Consider the following 17,433-nt stretch of genomic DNA (forward strand, 5'->3'; position numbering starts at 1 on the left):
CATTTGTAAAAAATAGTTATATATTGGCATTATGCAAGTTTTAGTATATTAATGTATAGATTTTATATTTTTTAATAGAGTTATTAATATTAATTTATGATATAAGTATATTTTTGTTCAAATCAATATACAAAATGAATAAAATTTTGATTTAATGTTTAGATTTCTTCTAGTAAAAATGAACCTAAATCCAATAAATCAAATGTTAAAATTTTTGGGGCAACAGTAACTTTTCCAACACCAGTAATGATTTTATAAGCTTCCATCGCTTGAAGACAGCCAATTAAATTTGGGGTTGGCCCGATAACTGGCGGCGTACCTGATGTAATATTTTTTAAACTTTCAGTGACTTCTTCAGTTAAGTCTTTCCCAAATGATGGGAGGTTGAACATTTCTTCATAACTTTTAGTATTGGGCAAGAATGTTGTAACTTGACCAAGAGTTCCATGAATGGCTCCATGTATGAATGGAATTTTTTTCTCAATAGCTTTTCTTGATGAAATGACTCTTGTTAGGACATTGTCAAGAGCATCAATAACAATGTCTGAATCTCCAATAATCTTATCAATATTGGTCTCATCGACATGTTCATTAAATCCAGTTACTTTTACATATGGATTTATTAACCTGACTTTGTCTTTTGCAACTTCACTTTTGGCTATTCCAATACCATTTAAATTTGCAAAATTCTGCCTATTTAAGTTTGACATGTCAAAGGAATCTTCATCAACTAGAATAATTTCTCCAACACCCATTCTTGCAAGCATTTCAATGGTTTGACCTCCAATACCACCACATCCAATCACAGTAATCTTAGTATCTTTAAATTTTTGTTGTTCGCTTCTTGTAACAATACTCATTTGACGGGAGACTATTTCCCAATATCCGTCACCTATATATCTTGTTGGCATTTTTTCACCTATTTAAAAATGATTAAATTCACTACCAAAGTATTCGTATACTTTTTGAAGTTCTTCTGGAATATTTAACATTTGTGTACAGAATGGTATGCATTCTCCACAGTTTATACAACTATCTGCTCTTGAATCATCATCTATTAATGTGAAATATTGCATAGCACTAGCTTTAGGATTCTGCATCATGTGTGCAATATTATATTCAGTTAAACAATTTATTATATCAACACCATGCGGACAAGGCATGCAGTAACCACACCGGGTGCAACTGTTTCCAAGAAAAGTTCTATAAGTTCTTGCAACTTCCCTTATCAATTCCTGATCATTTTCACTTATTTTATCTTCAATAGATGCAATTCTAACATTTTCTTTAACTTGATTTAAACTGTTCATACCGCTGAATACACAATCAACATCATTTCTATTCCATAAATATTGCAATGCCCATTCAACAGGAGTTCTTTTCTTTTCTGCTGTAGACCATAATTCTTGAACTTCATTGGGGATGTTTTGAACAAGTCTTCCTCCACGAAGAGGTTCCATAACCATACTCCCCATATTGATTTCTTTTAAATAATTAAGGCCCATTACACCTGATTGGTAATACTCATCAAGATAATTCATCTGAGTTAGTGCAACTTCCCATTTAGGATATTCATCAAGTATTTCAATTAAATAATCTATTTCAATATGGGATGAAAATCCAACATGTTTGATTTTACCACTACTTAAACAATCATCTAAAAAATCAAGCACTTCCAAATCATGTACCTTATTCCAATCCGGAACGGTTAGTGAATGTAGGAGATAAAGGTCAATGTAGTCTGTTTGCAATTTTTCAAGTTGAATATCTAAATAATATTCAAAATCAGTTTTCTTTTCTATTAACCAGGATGGTGATTTTGTTTGTAGTAAGATTTCATCTCTTAAATTGTTTTCTTTTAGAAATTCACCAAGAAATTTTTCACTGTTTCCATTACCGTCGATTCCTGCGCTGTGGTAAGGGTAAGCTGTATCAATTATATTAATTCCATTTTCAATTCCATAACTTAACATTTCAGATGCTTCTTGCTTATCAATATCTGCATTGGAATTGATTGTAGGCAATCTCATAGTTCCAAAACCAAGTCTTGATACTTTAAGACCAGTTTTTCCAAGTGTATTATATAACATTTCAAACCTCAAGTAATTTAACAATTGTTTATTATTTTGATAAAAAGAGTATAAAATTATTATTATTATTATTATTATTATTTGAAAATAAGTTTTTTAAAAAATAAGTTAGATGAACTTCCTGGGATTTTTAGGATGCCGGGGGCGGGATTCGAACCCGCGATCTCACGGTATCCCAGGAATACGTCAGAGCACTGCATTATTACCCTATGAGCCGTGCGCTCTAACCAGCTGAGCCACCCCGGCATCTAACAATAATATATTATTACTGTATTATATTTATACTTTTTGTTTTTTGGGGTTTTTATTAAAATTATTATAATTTACAGATTTAATTAATGTTTTTTTAAATTCCTTTTTACAAATATCTGTTTTTAATACTGATTTTGAATTTTAAAAAGTATTTTTTACAATTCGTCTGTTTAATTAATGTTGTTTTCATTTAAATTTAAAATTTTATTAAAACACATTCAATGCCTATTAATTGGAATAATATGGTATTTTTTAAGTATTTAATTGTCGTGTATTATTTTATTTATTATTTTTTTATTCTGAAATAAAAAATAGTATAATTTAAAGGTTATAAATAATATAATTATTACTGTATAATTCTTATTAGGAGTAATTTTTATGAGTAAAGTTAAAGATATATCTTTGGCACCTGAGGGTATCAGGAAAATTGAATGGGTTCAAAAACATATGCCTGTTTTAGAACACATTAAACAAGAGTATTTGGAGACCCAACCTTTTAAAGGCATTACTATTGGTTCATGTTTACATTTGGAGCCTAAAACTATTAATTTAGGTTTGACTTTAATGGCAGGTGGGGCTGAAGTAGCAATGACTGGTTGTAACCCATTATCCACTCATGATGATGCAGTTGCCGGTGCTGCTGATTTGGGTTTAAATGTTTATGGTTGGAGGGAACAAGATGATGAAGAATATTATCAAACTATTAATATGGTACTTGATCATAAACCCGATATAATTATTGACGATGGTGCAGACATGATTATGGTGCTTCACAATGAAAGGACTGAATTATTAAGTCGTATTAAAGGAGCTTGTGAAGAGACTACTACTGGTGTGCACAGATTACAAGCAATGCATGCTGATGGGGCATTAAAATTTCCAGTTATTGCTGTAAATGATGCTTATACTAAATATTTATTTGATAACAGATATGGAACTGGTCAATCAAGTTTTGATGCGATAATGGGAACAACCAACATGGTAATCGCAGGAAAAACAGTAACAATCTGTGGTTATGGATGGTGTGGAAGAGGACTTGCACTTAGAGCTGATGGTCTTGGTGCAGATGTTATTGTAACTGAAGTAGACCCAATCAGAGCACTTGAAGCAAGAATGGATGGGTACAGAGTAATGACCATAAGGGAAGCAGTAAAGCAATCAGACTTAATCATCACAGTAACAGGTAATTCAGATATTATAAGTGGGGATGATTTCAAATACATGAAGGACGGGTGCATGCTTGCAAATTCAGGACATTTTAATGTTGAAATCAACAGACCAGATTTAGAAGCTATTTCAACTGAGGTAAAAGAAGTACGTGAAAGTATTGAAGAGTTTACCACTAAAGATGGACGTAAGATTTATCTTTTAGCTGATGGTCGTCTTGTAAATTTATCAGCTGCACGTGGACAAGGACATCCTGCTGAAATTATGGATATGAGTTTTGCTGTACAAGCATTATCTGCAAAACATATTCTTGAAAATGATTTATCTGTAGGTGTGACTAAGGCACCAGATGAAATCGACTACAGTGTAGCAACAATGAAATTAAAAGCTATGGGTATTAAAATTGACTCATTAACTGATAAACAAAAAGATTATATGTCTAATTGGCAAGAAGGAACATAAATTCCTTCAATTTTTATTTTCATGTCTTTTTTTAAATATATTGATAATGGTGAAGGTCCAACAAAACTATTTATTGGTGGACTTCATGGAAATGAAGGTACCACATCTTTAAAGTTCATTAAAAGAATTAAAGATGAAAATCTATCCTCTGGACAATTCTATTTTTATAATTTTGATAAAACTCCATATATTTCGACTGTTGATAAAGAGTATTATAAATCTGAGTTGGGTCAAAAAGTTTTAGGTTTAATTGAATATCTATGTCCTGATTTTTACACAGAGCTTCATTGCTATAATCTTAAAAATTATGATAAATTAACTTCAATGGAGAGATATAAAAAAACAGGTATTCCTCCACTTATTAAGCTGGGAAATCATGTTCTAGTTTCGTCAGTATCTCCATTAATTAGGATGACTTATTTTTCCACTGAAACCGTATGCAAAACATTGGAATTTCCGTGTTTTGAAAAATTAAACTCGGAGATTATTGAAAAATATAATTTTAACAAGAGTCTGGCAATTGAAACCTATGAAGAGTTACTCAATTTAATTTTAAGTTCACCTTCTAGAGATCATTTTGAAAGAGAAATGTTGAAAAAACATGAAAATCAGGTTCATATAGCTATGAGGTATGCAGAAAAGGTATTTGGCAAAGATTTCCCACCATATTAATTGAGGAATAAAATGAATTTTTTAAATAATTGTATTATTGTTTTCCATGTTACTCATAGGTTCGTTAAAGATGTTCAAATTAAAGGGATATTGGACATGGATTATTATGGTGAAATAGAAAATCCATTACAATATTTTGATGAGGATAAAAACTTAATTTGGCATATTCCACCAAATCCTTATAGGGGAGGCACAAAGGAATATGTTGCTTATAAAAAATTAATTGAAGAATTTAAACCGGACGATGGATTTATTGAACTTTTGGCTGTTTGCGGGGAATATCCGGAATATTATCATTATGATTGGTATGATATAGAGATGGAAGCTTTAACTTGGGAATCAATCTAAAACCAAGCATCAAGACTTCCTTGCGATGAATTTAAGTTTTTAAGTTTATCTGATGCTTTTAAAACACGATCTTCGGAAAATCCATGTTCATAGCATAAAAATTCAATAATCTTATCTTTTTGAGGTTTTTCCCATTTGATTTTATAATCAGTATTTACATTATGGTTTAAGAAGATTTCACGAACTTCATCTAAATCATGAGCTGATTCTTTTTGAAGTTCTGCTATTTTTTCTTTTAATTGACCTTTATGAGCTAATTTAAGTGCTGTTTTAGCACCTACGCCTTTTAAACCATCACAAAAATCAGTTCCAATTAATATTCCCATGTCAATTAATTCTTCTCTTGTTATATCTAATTCTCTTAGAACTTTATCCAATTGATAGAACTCTAGGTTCCCAAGATTTGAATTGACAGCAAGATTTCTAACAACTCTTTTAGCTCCAAACAATAGACAATCATAGTCTTGTGATGCAACTGCATAAGCATCTCCATTTTGAACTAAATATGCTGCTTGAGCTTCACCTTCGCCTTTTGCATCAACATAAGGAATTCCCATTAATGTTAATAACTTTTTAGAAGATGAAATAATCTCAGGTGATAATTTCGATGATCTCATTGCAAATTTACGCGCTTTTTCAGCATCTCCTCTTGATAATGCATCTTTGTAGATTTTTTCAGCTTCTTCCCTAACTTCTCTTCTTTTGGCTTGAGTCTCACTTTTTAGTTCGGGTGCTTTTCCATCAAAGATATAAATTGGTTTTATATCTTTTTCGACCATTGATGAGTTTCTATATAATATTCCGCTTAAATGGGATGTGATGTTTCCATTTTCATCAGTTAAGGGTCTGCCATCTCTTTGTCTGATTGTAGATAAGAATTGGAAAAGTGTATTGAATGCATCAATTGATACAGTTCTTCCTTCTAAATCTTTAAAACTAATTGATTCTGGTTCAATTATATCTTTTAGTTTAACACCCATTTTCTACACCTAATTATATTTCTGTAAAATAGCTGATTGGGAACACTTCTTTAATCCACATTAATATCTTGTCATGGTTGATAATGACGTAGTCTCTTGCAAGCATGTCTTCGTCAGTGCCAAATAATTCCTTTAAAGTTTCATTAGGTTTTTCAATGTATATGTTATTGATTTCTCTTCTTGATTCGATATTGTAGTTTTTTAAGATTCTACCAATTGGTATATCTGCTCTGATTAAATCAGCACAAACTTCTTTAGTGCATCTAGATAACGGAATGTGTGATATTGCATATATTAAAGGCTTCCCGTTTCTATGCATTATAACTTCACGGTAATTAATTTCATCCCCTTTATTAACATTGACTAATTTAGCATGATATTCGTCCGCATCCTCGAAATGCTGATCAAGGGTAGACAATGTTATTTTCCCATATAAAACATCTAATATTGCTGTAATTGATCCGTCAGTTGTTAATAAAATCTTTTGAGTATTTGAGAAATTTTTACCATATTCTTGTTCTACTTGAGTTATCTTATCAATAAGACCTCTATTTGCTTCATTTTTCGGCTCAGACATTTAAATCACTATAAATCTTTTGGATTAGTAATAACACCTTTAATTGCTGATGCTGCCACTACTTTTGAATTAGATAAATATACTGAAGACTTCGGATCACCCATTCTACCTTTAAAATTTCTATTGGTTGTTGAAATACATGATTCACCTTCGGATAATACTCCCATGTGTCCTCCAAGACATGGTCCACATCCTGGATTGCAAATAATAGCTCCTGCATCTATAAATGTATCGATATAGCCTAAATGCATTGCTTGCTTGTAGATTTCTCTTGAAGCTGGAAGAATAATTAATCTGATGTCATCGTTAATTTTCTTACCTTCCAATATTTCTGCTGCATCTTTTAAATCAGAAAGTCTACCGTTGGTACATGAACCGATTAAGCATTGATTTATTACAGTTCCTTCAATTTTAGAAATTCCCTTAACATTGTCCACATCATTTGGACATGCAATTTGCGGTTCCATGCCTTCAATGTCAAAATGCATTTCTTTTGAATAAACTGCATCTTCATCTGACTTTATAATATTTAATTCAGATTCATTTTTGCCAGTTCTTTGGCAGATATAGTTAATAACCTCACGATTTGGTTCCATTATACCATTTTTAGCACCCATTTCAATAGCCATATTACACATGGTTGCTCTTCCTTCAACTCCCATTTTTTCTATAGTTTCACCGCAGAATTCAGCAGTCCTGTATGTTGCTCCTGCAATTCCGGTTTCTCCGATAATGTTTAAAATTATATCTTTTGGTGCAATATATGGGTTTAATTCACCTTCAACTTTCATTCTAATTGCTTCAGGAACCATAAACCATGTTTTACCAGTTGCCCAAACCATTGCAAGGTCAGTTGCACCCATACCTGTTGAAAATGCTCCAAATGCACCATAAGTACATGTGTGTGAGTCAGCACCAACAATAACCATCCCAGGCTCAACTAATCCCATTTCAGGAACAACTTGATGACATATTCCTTCACCATGAATAAAGTTTTTAGTAATATTTTGTGTTTTAATAAAGTCACGACAGACTTTTTGAAATTCTGCAGAACCTATTGTGTTTGCAGGAATGTTGTGATCGAATATAATGGCTATTTTTTCAGGATCCCATACATTTTTCGCTACTTTTTCAAATGTTTTAATAGCTGGTGGTGAGGTTCCGTCATGCGACATTGCAAGATCAACGGGAATTTCAATGATTTCGCCAGATGTTACTTCATGGCCTGCTTTTGCAGATAATATTTTTTCAGTAATATTCATCCTAATCTATTCCTTTTTGCTGATTTTTTTAACTATTTCTTTGAATACTTTATCATTGATATATTTTCCTTCTTCTCTGGATTTTTTAACTTCTCTGACGATTTGAATAAGTTCATCATCACTCACATCAAGTTCACATTCAGTTAACTTAGCTTTCACAGCTCTACATCCTGAATGTTTACCTAAAACAAGTTGTCTTTTTTGTCCAACTAATTCTGGAACATATGGTTCATAACATAGGGGTTCTTCGATAACTGCATCAACATGAATTCCGGATTCGTGTCTAAATATATTATTTCCAACAACAGGTTTATTGTATGGAATTGGAAGTCCGCTGGCTTCTGATACAATATTGGACAATTCTTTAATGTATTTGGTTTTAAATCCGTAATCTTTACCGTAAAGTATTTTTAAAGCCATAATTAATTCTTCTAATGAAGCATTTCCTGCTCTTTCTCCAATACCATTAACAGTTGTGGAAATACCTTTTGCTCCTGCCAAAATACCGGTAATTGAGTTGATAACAGCAAGACCAAAGTCATTGTGACAGTGAAGTGCAATGTTTATATCTAAATCTTTTACAAGTTCTCTTACAAGATAATCGATACCTTGTGGTGTTATTGCACCAGTAGTATCTGCAATGTGTACTCTGTCAGCACCACATTCTTCTGCCTTTGAATAAATTCTTTTTAAAAATTCAATATCAGTTCTTGTAGCATCTTCTGCTGAAAATGCAACGTATAATCCATGATCTTTAGCATAATCAATTGCAGTTTCGCATAGGTTAATTGCATCTTGGCGTGTTATGTGCATTTTGTGGTCTAAATGAATGTCAGAAGTTCCAACAAAAGTAATGATCCCCCCCACATCACAATCAAGAGCTGCATCAATGTCTTCTGTTTTAGTTCTAGTCAAACCTAAAATTGTAGCATCAAGACCTTCATTGGCAATTGCCTTTACAGTTTCCTTTTCTTTTTCAGAAACTATTGGAAAACCAGCTTCAATTTGATGAATTTTGAATTGATCAAGTTTTCTAGCTATTTCTAATTTTTCATCAAAACTAAAACAAACACCAGGGGTTTGCTCTCCATCTCTTAATGTTGTATCATAAATGAGTAAATCTTCCGGAAAATTTAACTCATATTCTTTGTTATAATGACTGATAAAATATTGCAATATAATCACATCTTATAAAAATTAATCTGAATATATAATATATATTAATTAGTTATATTTAAGTTTTCCAAAAGCTCCAAATAGGAAGTTCTATCAAAGCCCTCTGTTATGTTTAATTTTTCAAATAAATCAAAAATAGATTTTTGAGCTTTAGAATAATCTTCTCCATCTTTTAATCCAATTTCTATTTCCATATAAGGGTCAAGTCCTTCAATATCGTCTAGGGATATTTCGAAGTTTTCATAAGTATAGTATTGTCTATTTTTTCTGACAGTTCTTACTTTCCTAAAACCGATTGCTTCAAAGATGTCTGAACATTTTTCAGCATCTTCTATTTTCATTTCAATTTCTTTTCTGGTTTTTGATTTTTTATCAATTTTCGGGCCTTTGTAAGTTATAAATATATCAACGTTGTCATTTTCTTTTGTTGTTCTAATTCTTAATGCTTCATCACTCTCAGCAAAGTTTACAATAGGGCTATTGAAGTATATGTCTTCTTGAAACTCTTTTTTGCTTTTTGTTGCCCCAATATTCTCTAATTTTTTTTCCATTTCACTAAAGCTTGTGATTTTAGCTTTCACTTCAACTTCTATCATGTTATCATCTAATTAACAAAAATTATTTTGTATTAATCTTTATAATCTAATATTTTTTTAAAAAAGTTACTAAAAAGTAGTAACATTTATAAATAACTATTATCTTATTATTATTTTAATTTTATATATAAATAAAATCTTATTTTCAAAATTAAAAAAATTATAATTTTCTTTAAAATTTTTTATATATTATTTAAATAAACATACCTTTATATACTATTTAAATTAAATAGTTTATTAGTAAAAATTTAACTGATTTTTTGTTTTCTTAAATTTTACTATTCTACTTTTAATAATTAAGGAGGTTTTAAATTGACCGATGTTGAGATAAAAATTGAAAACATTGTTGCTTCTGCAAGCATTGGTAAAGACATTGTTCTTACTGAAGTGTCCCAAGCTTTAGAAGGGGTTAATTTTAATCGTGAACAGTTTCCAGGATTAGTATTTAAACTTAAAGATCCTAAAACAGCAGCATTAATATTTAGCTCTGGTAAGCTTGTATGTACTGGAGCAAAATCTATAGATGATTCTAAATTAGCAATCAAAAAAACTGTAGATTTAATGAGGACTATTGATACTGAAATTCCTCATGAGTTTGAAATTAAAATTCAGAATATTGTGGCTTCTGCTAACTTGGAATCCACATTAAACTTAGAAGCCGTAGCTTTAGAACTTGAAAATACTGAATATGAACCAGAACAATTCCCTGGTTTAGTATACAGATTATCTGACCCTAAAGTGGTTTTATTATTATTTGGCTCAGGTAAAGTGGTTTGTACTGGAGCTAAAACTAAAAGTGACGCTAAATTAGGTGTCGAAAGAGCTTACGATAGATTAAGTGAGCTAGATTTAATATAATTGGTGGTATTATTGATTAAACTTGTAGTATTTGACTTAGATAATGTTATTATTGATGGTGAAGCAATAGATGAGATAGGAAAAATAGCAAATGTTGAAGAAGACATAGCTGCAATTACTGAAAAAGCTATGCAAGGGGAAATTGACTTTGAAACTTCTATTAAAGACAGAGTTCAACTTCTTGAGGGTATATCTATTGAAGATATCGAAAAAGTTGCTGACGAACTCCCTTTAATACCTGGTGCTTTAGAAACTATCAAATCTTTAAAAGATAATAACTTAGATGTGGCTATTATTAGCGGTAGTTTTGATGTAGTGGCTGAAAAAATAAAAGATAAACTTGGTGTAGACAAAGTTTACACTAATAGTTTCACAGTCGAAGATGGTAAATTAACTGGTGAAGTGACTGGTCCTTTAGTATCTGGTTCTAAATTAGATGTTTTAAACGGGCTTGTTGAAGAAGCAGGAATTACTTTAGATGAAGTAGTTGCTGTTGGAGATGGCGCTAATGACATTTCCATGATTGAATCAGCAGGTTGCGGAATTGCATTCAATGCAAAAGATTCTGTAAAAGAAATTGCTGATGTTGTAATAGATGAAAAAGACTTATGCAAAGTCTCAGAAAAAATCCTTAATCAATTAACCACTGATAATGCTGGAAACGAAACTGTAGAAAAAAAAGCTGAAGAAAAAAATACTCTTCCTAAATCTGATTTTGTCCTTGCTGACACCATGGAAGGTGTAAGAAAACAAAAAGATGAAAAAGAAGCTGAAATTGCTAAAGTGGCTGAAGAAAGAGAAAATTTCAACAGAATGGCTAAAGAACAACGTAAAATTAGAGATGAATTAAACGCATCTTTAAAAGAAAACTTAAACAAAGCTATTGAATTTAGAAATGAACGTAATGAAATCAATAAAGCTGTTGAATCCGCCAAAAAAGCTCGTAATGAAGCTAACAATAAAATTAAAAGTTTAGAATGGTCTTCTGGTAAACGCGATAAAATTAAAATAGAAAATGAAATCAAAAAAATTGATAAAATCATTGAAACTCGTGTTTTAGACATTAAAAAAGAAAATCAGCTTGTTAAAAATGCAAATGATCTCAGAAAACAATTAATGAAAATTCATGAAGATGAATCTGTTCAAGGCGAATCTCAAGAACTCAAAAAATTATCTGAAGAAGAACACGAAAAAGTTATCACTCTTTCTGAAAAAGCCCAAGCGGCTCATGAAGAAATGCTTACTTACTTCAGAAAAACTGATGATATAAGAACTGCTGCTGACGAAGCACACAAAAATTTCATTGAAGCACGTAAAAATGCTTCTGCTAAACATGAAGAATTTAAAAATATCTTAAGTGATATTCATGTTATCAACAAAAAATTAGGTTCCCATAGACCTAAGAAAAGAAGAAATGATAACAAACCTTCTAGCGGATCTAATAGAAACCGTGAAGAAAAAGAAAGAGCTGAAGAAATCTTTGCTAAATTCAAAAATGGTGGAAAAGTCTCTACTGAAGAGATTTTACTCTTACAAAAATACAATATAGGTTAAGATTCTAACCTATTCTTTTTTTATTTTTTAAGGTCTTAAAATGACGGAAGAAAAAATTGAAACTTGTTTCATATGTGGTAAAAAATTTGATATGAATAAGGCGGAACTTGGATATTATCGTAATGGTAAGTACCCGATCTGTGACTTCTGTGCTGATTTTTACCGTTTTTATAATGAAGAATTATAACTTTTTTTAAATTTTCTAATCTCAACTTTTTTCAAAATATTTTTATATAACATACTATTTTATATTATATCCAGTATTATTTTTTTTTAAACTTTGAGGGTTGTATAAAATGCATGAAGTAATTGTATGTGAAAAGCCAACATCTGCTGAAAAAATAGCAAAAGCACTTTCACCAAGTGCAAAAAAGAAAGTATATAATAAAAAAGTAAAATATTGGGAACTCAAAAAGGGTTCAAAAGATATTACGGTTGTATCTGCTGTCGGACACCTTTATTCACTTACTCCTGATAACCCAAAAGATAAAGTTTACTTTGATCTTCACTGGGCTCCGGCTTATGAAGTTAATAAAAGGGGAAGCGGATTTACTAAAGATTATGTGAGGGCTATTAAAAAACTTGGAAGAAATGCGGACTCATATATTCATGCTTGTGATTATGATACTGAAGGAACATTAATTGGTTATAATGCATTAAAATACGCTTGCGGTCAAGAAAATTTAGATAAAGTTTCTCGTATGAAATTTTCCACATTAACCAAAAAAGACTTGCTTGAAGCTTATGACAATAGAATAGAATTGGATATGAATCAGGTAGATACTGGTATTGCAAGACATGTATTGGATTATTATTTCGGAGTAAACATTTCCAAAGCTTTAATGAAATCAGTAAGCAATGCTAAACACAGATTTTTAAAATTATCAGCAGGCCGTGTTCAAACACCTACTTTATCAATTTTGGTTGAAAGGGAAAAAGAAATTAAGGATTTTGTTCCAGAACCTTATTGGTTAATCAAAGCTGTTGTTGAAGGAAACATTGAAGTCAATCATATTGATGGTAAAATTTTTGATAGGGATAGAGCTGAGGAAATCATGACTAAATGTCAAGGAAAAGATGCTATTGTTGATAGAATCAGCTTTTCCAATTCCACAACAAAACCTCCGGTACCATTTAACTTAGGAGGACTTCAATCTGAAGCTTATAATGTATTCGGATTTTCCCCTAAAAAAACACAAACTATTGCTCAAAATCTTTATACTTCAGGTTATACTTCTTACCCTCGTACCTCTTCACAAAAATTACCTGAAAGTCTTGATTTTAAATCAATATTTACTCAATTAGGGTATGATGGTGAATTTAAAAAGCATATTGATCAGCTTCCATCTAAATTAAAACCGAACAATGGTAAAAAGGATGATGCAGCACATCCTGCAATTCATCCAACTGGAATTTTACCCCAAGGCTTATCTAAAGATGATAAAAAGATTTATGAGCTTATTGTTTATAGATTTATTTCAGTGTTCTTTGAAGCAGCTAAATTCGAAACAATGAGTGCTACATTGGACATTGAAGGTGAAAAGTTTCGTTTTAAACGTAGAAGAGTTACTCATAAGGGTTGGATGGAACATTATCCATTTAGAAAAATTGATGATGAAATATTCCCTGATATTAAAGAGGATGATTTAATGAAAGTCCTGGAGTTAATTTCTGATGAAAAAGAAACTAAACCTCCTGCAAGATATAATCAAGCGTCACTTATTAAAGAACTTGAAAAAAGAGAACTTGGTACTAAAGCAACTCGTGCAGATATTATTGATAAATTGTATGACCGTAAATACATAACAGGCACTCAACAAATTGAAGTGAATCAATTAGGTGAAAACATGATTGATACTTTGAGTATTTATTGTAATAATTTAACTTCAGAGGAACTTACTCGTGACCTGCAAATCAAACTTGATGGTATTAGCAATAATAAATCAACTCGTAGAGAAATCATAGATGAAGGGGAAAAAGATGTTAAAGTTATTTTAGAGGATATTACTAAAAATTCAAATGAGATTGGTTCTAAATTATATGAATCATATCAGGAAAGTAACATTATTGGAACCTGTCCCACTTGTGGAGGCAATCTTGTAAAAAGATATTCTCCAAAGACTAAAAGTTCATTTGTTGGTTGTGCTAATTATCCGGATTGCACTACTAGTTATTCTATTCCAAAAGGTACCAACTTCCTTAAAAAAACTTGTGAAAAATGTGGACTTCCTATAATCTCATTCGGTAAACCTCGCCAGCGTGCATGTTTGGATTCTAACTGTGGAAAAGATAAAACTAAAATTCACAAACCTACTGAAGTTGGTAAGTGTCCGAATTGTGGCAAACCACTTTTAAAACGTTCGGGACGTTATGGTGAATTTATTGGATGTAAAGGATTTCCAAAATGCAAATTCACATGTTCCGTTGATGAACTTGAAAGTAAACTAAAATAATTTTTTAATTTTATTTTATTTTTAATCAAATATACATTATAATCATATTTTTTGAGGATATTTTTTTATTTCTTTTAGGTTATTTCTTTCTTTTTTTAACATTTTCTAAATTGTAATCAATTTTGTTAACATTTATGATATGCATAATGCTTAATAATGTTGAAAAATAAAAATATAATCTAATAAAAATATTCTTTCTTTCAATATTTTTATTTTGCATTTAAATTTATTTCAATAATTATTTATTGTTTTGAAATTTGAAACAATATTTTTTTAAACGAATTAAAACGAGGAATTCGATGAATAAAGAAACAAAGATGACAATAGTCAAATCAGTTTTTATTATTTTAATTCTGCTCGCAGTTGTTTTTGCTCTTAAAATGCCTGCTGCTGATTTACCTTTAATTACTGATGAAGCTAAAGGAGAATATGTTGATTCTTCAGGTCTTCCTTATTTCAGTGAAATGGATTCATATTATAACTTAAGGTTGACTGAAGATTATATTGATCATGGTTATGTTGGTGATCAAATAATAAATGGTAGTGAGTGGGATATGCACAGGTATGCTCCTACTGGTAATCAGATTAATTATGAACTAGGTATTGTGTATGTAACTTCTTTCTTGCATGATATCTTTGGAGGAGATCACTCAGTTAGAGAAATAGCATTCTGGACAGGAGCTATTATATCAACACTTGCAGTAATTCCAGCGTATATTTTCTCAAGAAGGTTAACTAATGAGTATGGTGCAATTGTAGCAACACTTATTATAGCTCTTGCTCCAAACTACTTTGCACATACATTTCCGGGATTTTTTGATACAGATATGTTCTATTACATATTTTCATTGTTCTTCATATTCTTCTTTGTAGAGAGTATAAGAGCGAAAAAAATAGCATATAAATTGCTATTTGCAATTTTATCAATTATATCTATTGGATTGTTCTCACAATCATGGACAGGTTATATATTTTACATAGGACTTATGGGAATATTTTCAATTGTTTATTTAATCGCTTGTTATTACTTTAATATTGGTGAAGATTCTCAAGATGAATATTCAAGTAAATTACATTGGTTTATTAACCAAAATGCTTTAAAATCCATTTTGATTTTGGGAATTATTGGATTCATTGGTCTTGCAATATTCAAAGGGTTAGATGGTGTAACTGGATTATTCGGAAGCTTACTTTCATTACTTTCATTACAATCCGCTTCCAGAGTTGTTGGCGGTTTCCCTAATGTACTTGTTTCTGTTGCAGAGATGCAAATTCCATCCATGCTTGGAAGCGGTATGAATTCATTATTTTTAGCTAACACTAATGGTGCTGTAAACGGTATTGGTGGTATTGGTGTTTTATTTGCTGGATTAACAGTTGCATATTTATTCGTAAGAAACATATTCAGGATTAAGGGAAATTCTGTTAAAACAGAATCCAATGTTAAACCACAAAAATCTGAAAGGTTATCCTCATCTAAAAGACTTGATAATAAACGTAAACTTAAAATTGATTTAAGCAGATATAATCTTGAATTTGTATCTGATATTTTATCTGATAAAAAATTAACACTTTTATATGGTACTTTGTTTATTGTATGGCTTGTAGTAACTGCTCTTGCTGTAACAAGAGGTTCAAGATTTATTACTACAATTGTATTGCCATTTGCTCTTTTAACAGGCATATTTGTAAGTATTGCGATGGAATATATTAGAAATAAAATAACCGATGATAGGATTTTATTGGCTATCACTGCAATTGCAGCTATTTTTGTTGCAGTTCCAGTTTCTACTGTCAATTCCATTTTTGCGATTTTGGTGTTTGTTGCTATTGTGGGCATTGGTGCAGTATCTATTTATGTGCTCAAACCAAAAGCTACATCTGGAAGGAAACTTCCAATTAAAAAGCACATTGCAATAATTGCTATTGTACTTGCTTTAGTAACTCCATGTATTTGTGGTGCTTTCTTAACTTCTGAATCTGTTGTTCCAGGCACAAGCGATTCAATGTGGAATGCAATGACTTGGGTTAATGAAACTCAGAGTGATGATACTGTATTGACATCTTGGTGGGACTTTGGTTACCTCTTTGAGATTGCTGCAGATAAACAAGTAACATTCGATGGAGGTTCACAATCTGGAGATCGTGCATTTTGGCTTGGCCAGGCCATGACAACGGATAATCTGGAATTGTCTGCAGGTATATTTAGAATGCTTGATACAACAGGTGATAAAGCTGTTGAATCATTAGTGAATATTACCGAGGATACCGGTAAATCAGTTGATATTTTAATTGATATTTTACCAATGAAATCAGATGATGCTCAAAAAACATTACAAAGTAAGTATCACTTAACAGCGGCTCAAGCAAATGAGGTAGTCCAATATTCACACCCTAAAAATCCACGTCCTGTAATATTTGTCGCATCTTCTGATATGCTTCAAAAAGCTGGCTGGTGGAGTTACTTCGGTGCTTGGAACTTTACAAACCAAAGCTCTGAAAACTACAATTACTATGTTCCAACAGAGCAGGTAAAAGTTAATCCGGGTTCAACTGGTAAACTGGCATTACTTGATGATCAGGGTATGACTGTAAATGCTGTAATCCAAAGAGGCTCTGGCAACAATTCAACTACTGCATATACTGAAGCTGTTTATACTGATAGTGGAAAACAGATTATGGTAAATGATACTCCATACAATCCATTGAATATTTCAAACTTAATGGTTATTGAAGATGGATATGTCATGAAGAATCAGTCTGTTGGAAATGTAAAAGATGCAAACTACACACTCCTTTTAATTGGTGAAAAGAATCAATACACTCCAATTTTAATGAGTAATGAGCTAGCGAACTCAATGTTTACTAGATTATACTTATATGGTGGAGCCGGTCAAAACATTTTTGAAAATGTCCATACGGAAAATGGAGTGATGTTGTTTAAAGTAAACTTTAATAATACGGCTGCTGGTGCTTAACTAGCAGT

At 31.3% G+C, this 17,433-nt stretch carries 15 protein-coding genes and 1 tRNA gene; 8 read left to right on the forward strand and 8 right to left on the reverse strand.

Annotation, left to right across the window (positions count from 1 at the left end; translation table 11 throughout):
- Nucleotides 1–158: 158 nt before the first annotated feature.
- The 3 genes from EDC42_RS02620 to EDC42_RS02630 form a co-directional block, all read right to left on the reverse strand.
- On the reverse strand, nucleotides 159–911 hold the full coding sequence (locus EDC42_RS02620; protein ID WP_069574982.1) for a HesA/MoeB/ThiF family protein: 753 nt from the start codon (nucleotides 909–911) through the stop codon (nucleotides 159–161).
- 12 nt (nucleotides 912–923) lie between these two features.
- The gene (locus EDC42_RS02625; RefSeq protein ID WP_069574983.1) at nucleotides 924–2,090 is read right to left on the reverse strand and encodes an aldo/keto reductase; all 1,167 of its coding nucleotides are present in this window, start codon (nucleotides 2,088–2,090) and stop codon (nucleotides 924–926) included.
- A 136-nt stretch (nucleotides 2,091–2,226) separates the two neighbouring features.
- Nucleotides 2,227–2,336: transfer RNA gene (locus tag EDC42_RS02630), tRNA-Met, on the reverse strand.
- 384 nt (nucleotides 2,337–2,720) lie between these two features.
- On the opposite strand from EDC42_RS02630, the gene EDC42_RS02635 reads away from it, so the two are divergent.
- Genes EDC42_RS02635 through EDC42_RS02645 form a run of 3 tightly spaced genes read left to right on the forward strand, consistent with a single transcriptional unit; the run spans nucleotide 2,721 to nucleotide 4,991 of the window.
- Nucleotides 2,721–3,971 carry an adenosylhomocysteinase gene (locus EDC42_RS02635; protein WP_069574984.1) on the forward strand — a complete coding sequence of 417 codons (1,251 nt, stop codon included), beginning with the start codon at nucleotides 2,721–2,723 and terminating at the stop codon, nucleotides 3,969–3,971.
- A gap of 21 nt (nucleotides 3,972–3,992) precedes the next feature.
- A complete protein-coding gene (locus EDC42_RS02640) occupies nucleotides 3,993–4,643 on the forward strand; it encodes a DUF2119 domain-containing protein (RefSeq protein ID WP_069574985.1) in 651 nt (216 codons plus the stop codon).
- 12 nt (nucleotides 4,644–4,655) lie between these two features.
- A complete protein-coding gene (locus EDC42_RS02645; RefSeq protein WP_069574986.1) occupies nucleotides 4,656–4,991 on the forward strand; it encodes a hypothetical protein in 336 nt (111 codons plus the stop codon).
- On the opposite strand, the gene fen is transcribed toward EDC42_RS02645, so the two are convergent.
- The 5 genes from fen to cyaB are packed head-to-tail and all read right to left on the reverse strand — an operon-like array spanning nucleotide 4,988 to nucleotide 9,582.
- Nucleotides 4,988–5,971 carry a flap endonuclease-1 gene (gene fen, locus EDC42_RS02650; RefSeq protein ID WP_069574987.1) on the reverse strand — a complete coding sequence of 328 codons (984 nt, stop codon included), beginning with the start codon at nucleotides 5,969–5,971 and terminating at the stop codon, nucleotides 4,988–4,990. The two genes, EDC42_RS02645 and fen, sit on opposite strands and share 4 nt — an antisense overlap.
- A 13-nt stretch (nucleotides 5,972–5,984) precedes the next feature.
- Complete coding sequence (locus tag EDC42_RS02655) at nucleotides 5,985–6,548, reverse strand: chorismate--pyruvate lyase family protein (protein ID WP_069574988.1); 564 nt, start codon at nucleotides 6,546–6,548, stop codon at nucleotides 5,985–5,987.
- Nucleotides 6,549–6,556: 8 nt separating this feature from the next.
- The gene (gene hacA, locus EDC42_RS02660; protein ID WP_069574989.1) at nucleotides 6,557–7,810 is read right to left on the reverse strand and encodes a homoaconitase large subunit; all 1,254 of its coding nucleotides are present in this window, start codon (nucleotides 7,808–7,810) and stop codon (nucleotides 6,557–6,559) included.
- A 6-nt stretch (nucleotides 7,811–7,816) separates the two neighbouring features.
- Entirely contained in the window at nucleotides 7,817–8,986 is a 1,170-nt protein-coding gene (locus tag EDC42_RS02665) for a homocitrate synthase family protein (RefSeq protein WP_069574990.1), read from the reverse strand.
- A gap of 44 nt (nucleotides 8,987–9,030) precedes the next feature.
- A complete protein-coding gene (gene cyaB, locus EDC42_RS02670) occupies nucleotides 9,031–9,582 on the reverse strand; it encodes a class IV adenylate cyclase (protein ID WP_069574991.1) in 552 nt (183 codons plus the stop codon).
- 312 nt (nucleotides 9,583–9,894) lie between these two features.
- Here cyaB and EDC42_RS02675 point away from each other — a divergent pair, with 312 nt between their 5' ends.
- From EDC42_RS02675 to EDC42_RS02690, 5 genes are all read left to right on the forward strand, one after another.
- A complete protein-coding gene (locus tag EDC42_RS02675; protein WP_069574992.1) occupies nucleotides 9,895–10,440 on the forward strand; it encodes a TATA-box-binding protein in 546 nt (181 codons plus the stop codon).
- A gap of 12 nt (nucleotides 10,441–10,452) precedes the next feature.
- Nucleotides 10,453–11,994, forward strand: a complete 1,542-nt coding sequence (gene serB / locus EDC42_RS02680) for a phosphoserine phosphatase SerB (RefSeq protein ID WP_069574993.1) — start codon at nucleotides 10,453–10,455, stop codon at nucleotides 11,992–11,994.
- 40 nt (nucleotides 11,995–12,034) lie between these two features.
- Nucleotides 12,035–12,181 (forward strand): hypothetical protein, encoded by a 147-nt coding sequence (locus EDC42_RS09400; RefSeq protein ID WP_170151643.1) that lies wholly within the window; start codon nucleotides 12,035–12,037, stop codon nucleotides 12,179–12,181.
- Nucleotides 12,182–12,290: 109 nt separating this feature from the next.
- Nucleotides 12,291–14,447, forward strand: a complete 2,157-nt coding sequence (gene topA / locus EDC42_RS02685) for a DNA topoisomerase I (RefSeq protein ID WP_069574994.1) — start codon at nucleotides 12,291–12,293, stop codon at nucleotides 14,445–14,447.
- A gap of 299 nt (nucleotides 14,448–14,746) precedes the next feature.
- Complete coding sequence (locus EDC42_RS02690) at nucleotides 14,747–17,425, forward strand: STT3 domain-containing protein (RefSeq protein WP_069574995.1); 2,679 nt, start codon at nucleotides 14,747–14,749, stop codon at nucleotides 17,423–17,425.
- The last annotated feature ends 8 nt before the right edge of the window (nucleotides 17,426–17,433 follow it).

The sequence above is a fragment of the Methanobrevibacter gottschalkii DSM 11977 genome, assembly GCF_003814835.1.
GTDB classification, from domain to species: Archaea; Methanobacteriota; Methanobacteria; order Methanobacteriales; family Methanobacteriaceae; genus Methanocatella; species Methanocatella gottschalkii.

What these genes read in the sequence shown, in the direction of transcription:
- EDC42_RS02620 (WP_069574982.1), bottom strand. Translation starts at nt 911, where the DNA reads ATGCCAACAAGATATATAGGTGACGGATATTGGGAAATAGTCTCCCGT.
- EDC42_RS02625 (WP_069574983.1), bottom strand. Translation starts at nt 2,090, where the DNA reads ATGTTATATAATACACTTGGAAAAACTGGTCTTAAAGTATCAAGACTT.
- EDC42_RS02635 (WP_069574984.1), top strand. Translation starts at nt 2,721, where the DNA reads ATGAGTAAAGTTAAAGATATATCTTTGGCACCTGAGGGTATCAGGAAA.
- EDC42_RS02640 (WP_069574985.1), top strand. Translation starts at nt 3,993, where the DNA reads ATGTCTTTTTTTAAATATATTGATAATGGTGAAGGTCCAACAAAACTA.
- EDC42_RS02645 (WP_069574986.1), top strand. Translation starts at nt 4,656, where the DNA reads ATGAATTTTTTAAATAATTGTATTATTGTTTTCCATGTTACTCATAGG.
- fen (WP_069574987.1), bottom strand. Translation starts at nt 5,971, where the DNA reads ATGGGTGTTAAACTAAAAGATATAATTGAACCAGAATCAATTAGTTTT.
- EDC42_RS02655 (WP_069574988.1), bottom strand. Translation starts at nt 6,548, where the DNA reads ATGTCTGAGCCGAAAAATGAAGCAAATAGAGGTCTTATTGATAAGATA.
- hacA (WP_069574989.1), bottom strand. Translation starts at nt 7,810, where the DNA reads ATGAATATTACTGAAAAAATATTATCTGCAAAAGCAGGCCATGAAGTA.
- cyaB (WP_069574991.1), bottom strand. Translation starts at nt 9,582, where the DNA reads ATGATAGAAGTTGAAGTGAAAGCTAAAATCACAAGCTTTAGTGAAATG.
- EDC42_RS09400 (WP_170151643.1), top strand. Translation starts at nt 12,035, where the DNA reads ATGACGGAAGAAAAAATTGAAACTTGTTTCATATGTGGTAAAAAATTT.
- topA (WP_069574994.1), top strand. Translation starts at nt 12,291, where the DNA reads ATGCATGAAGTAATTGTATGTGAAAAGCCAACATCTGCTGAAAAAATA.
- EDC42_RS02690 (WP_069574995.1), top strand. Translation starts at nt 14,747, where the DNA reads ATGAATAAAGAAACAAAGATGACAATAGTCAAATCAGTTTTTATTATT.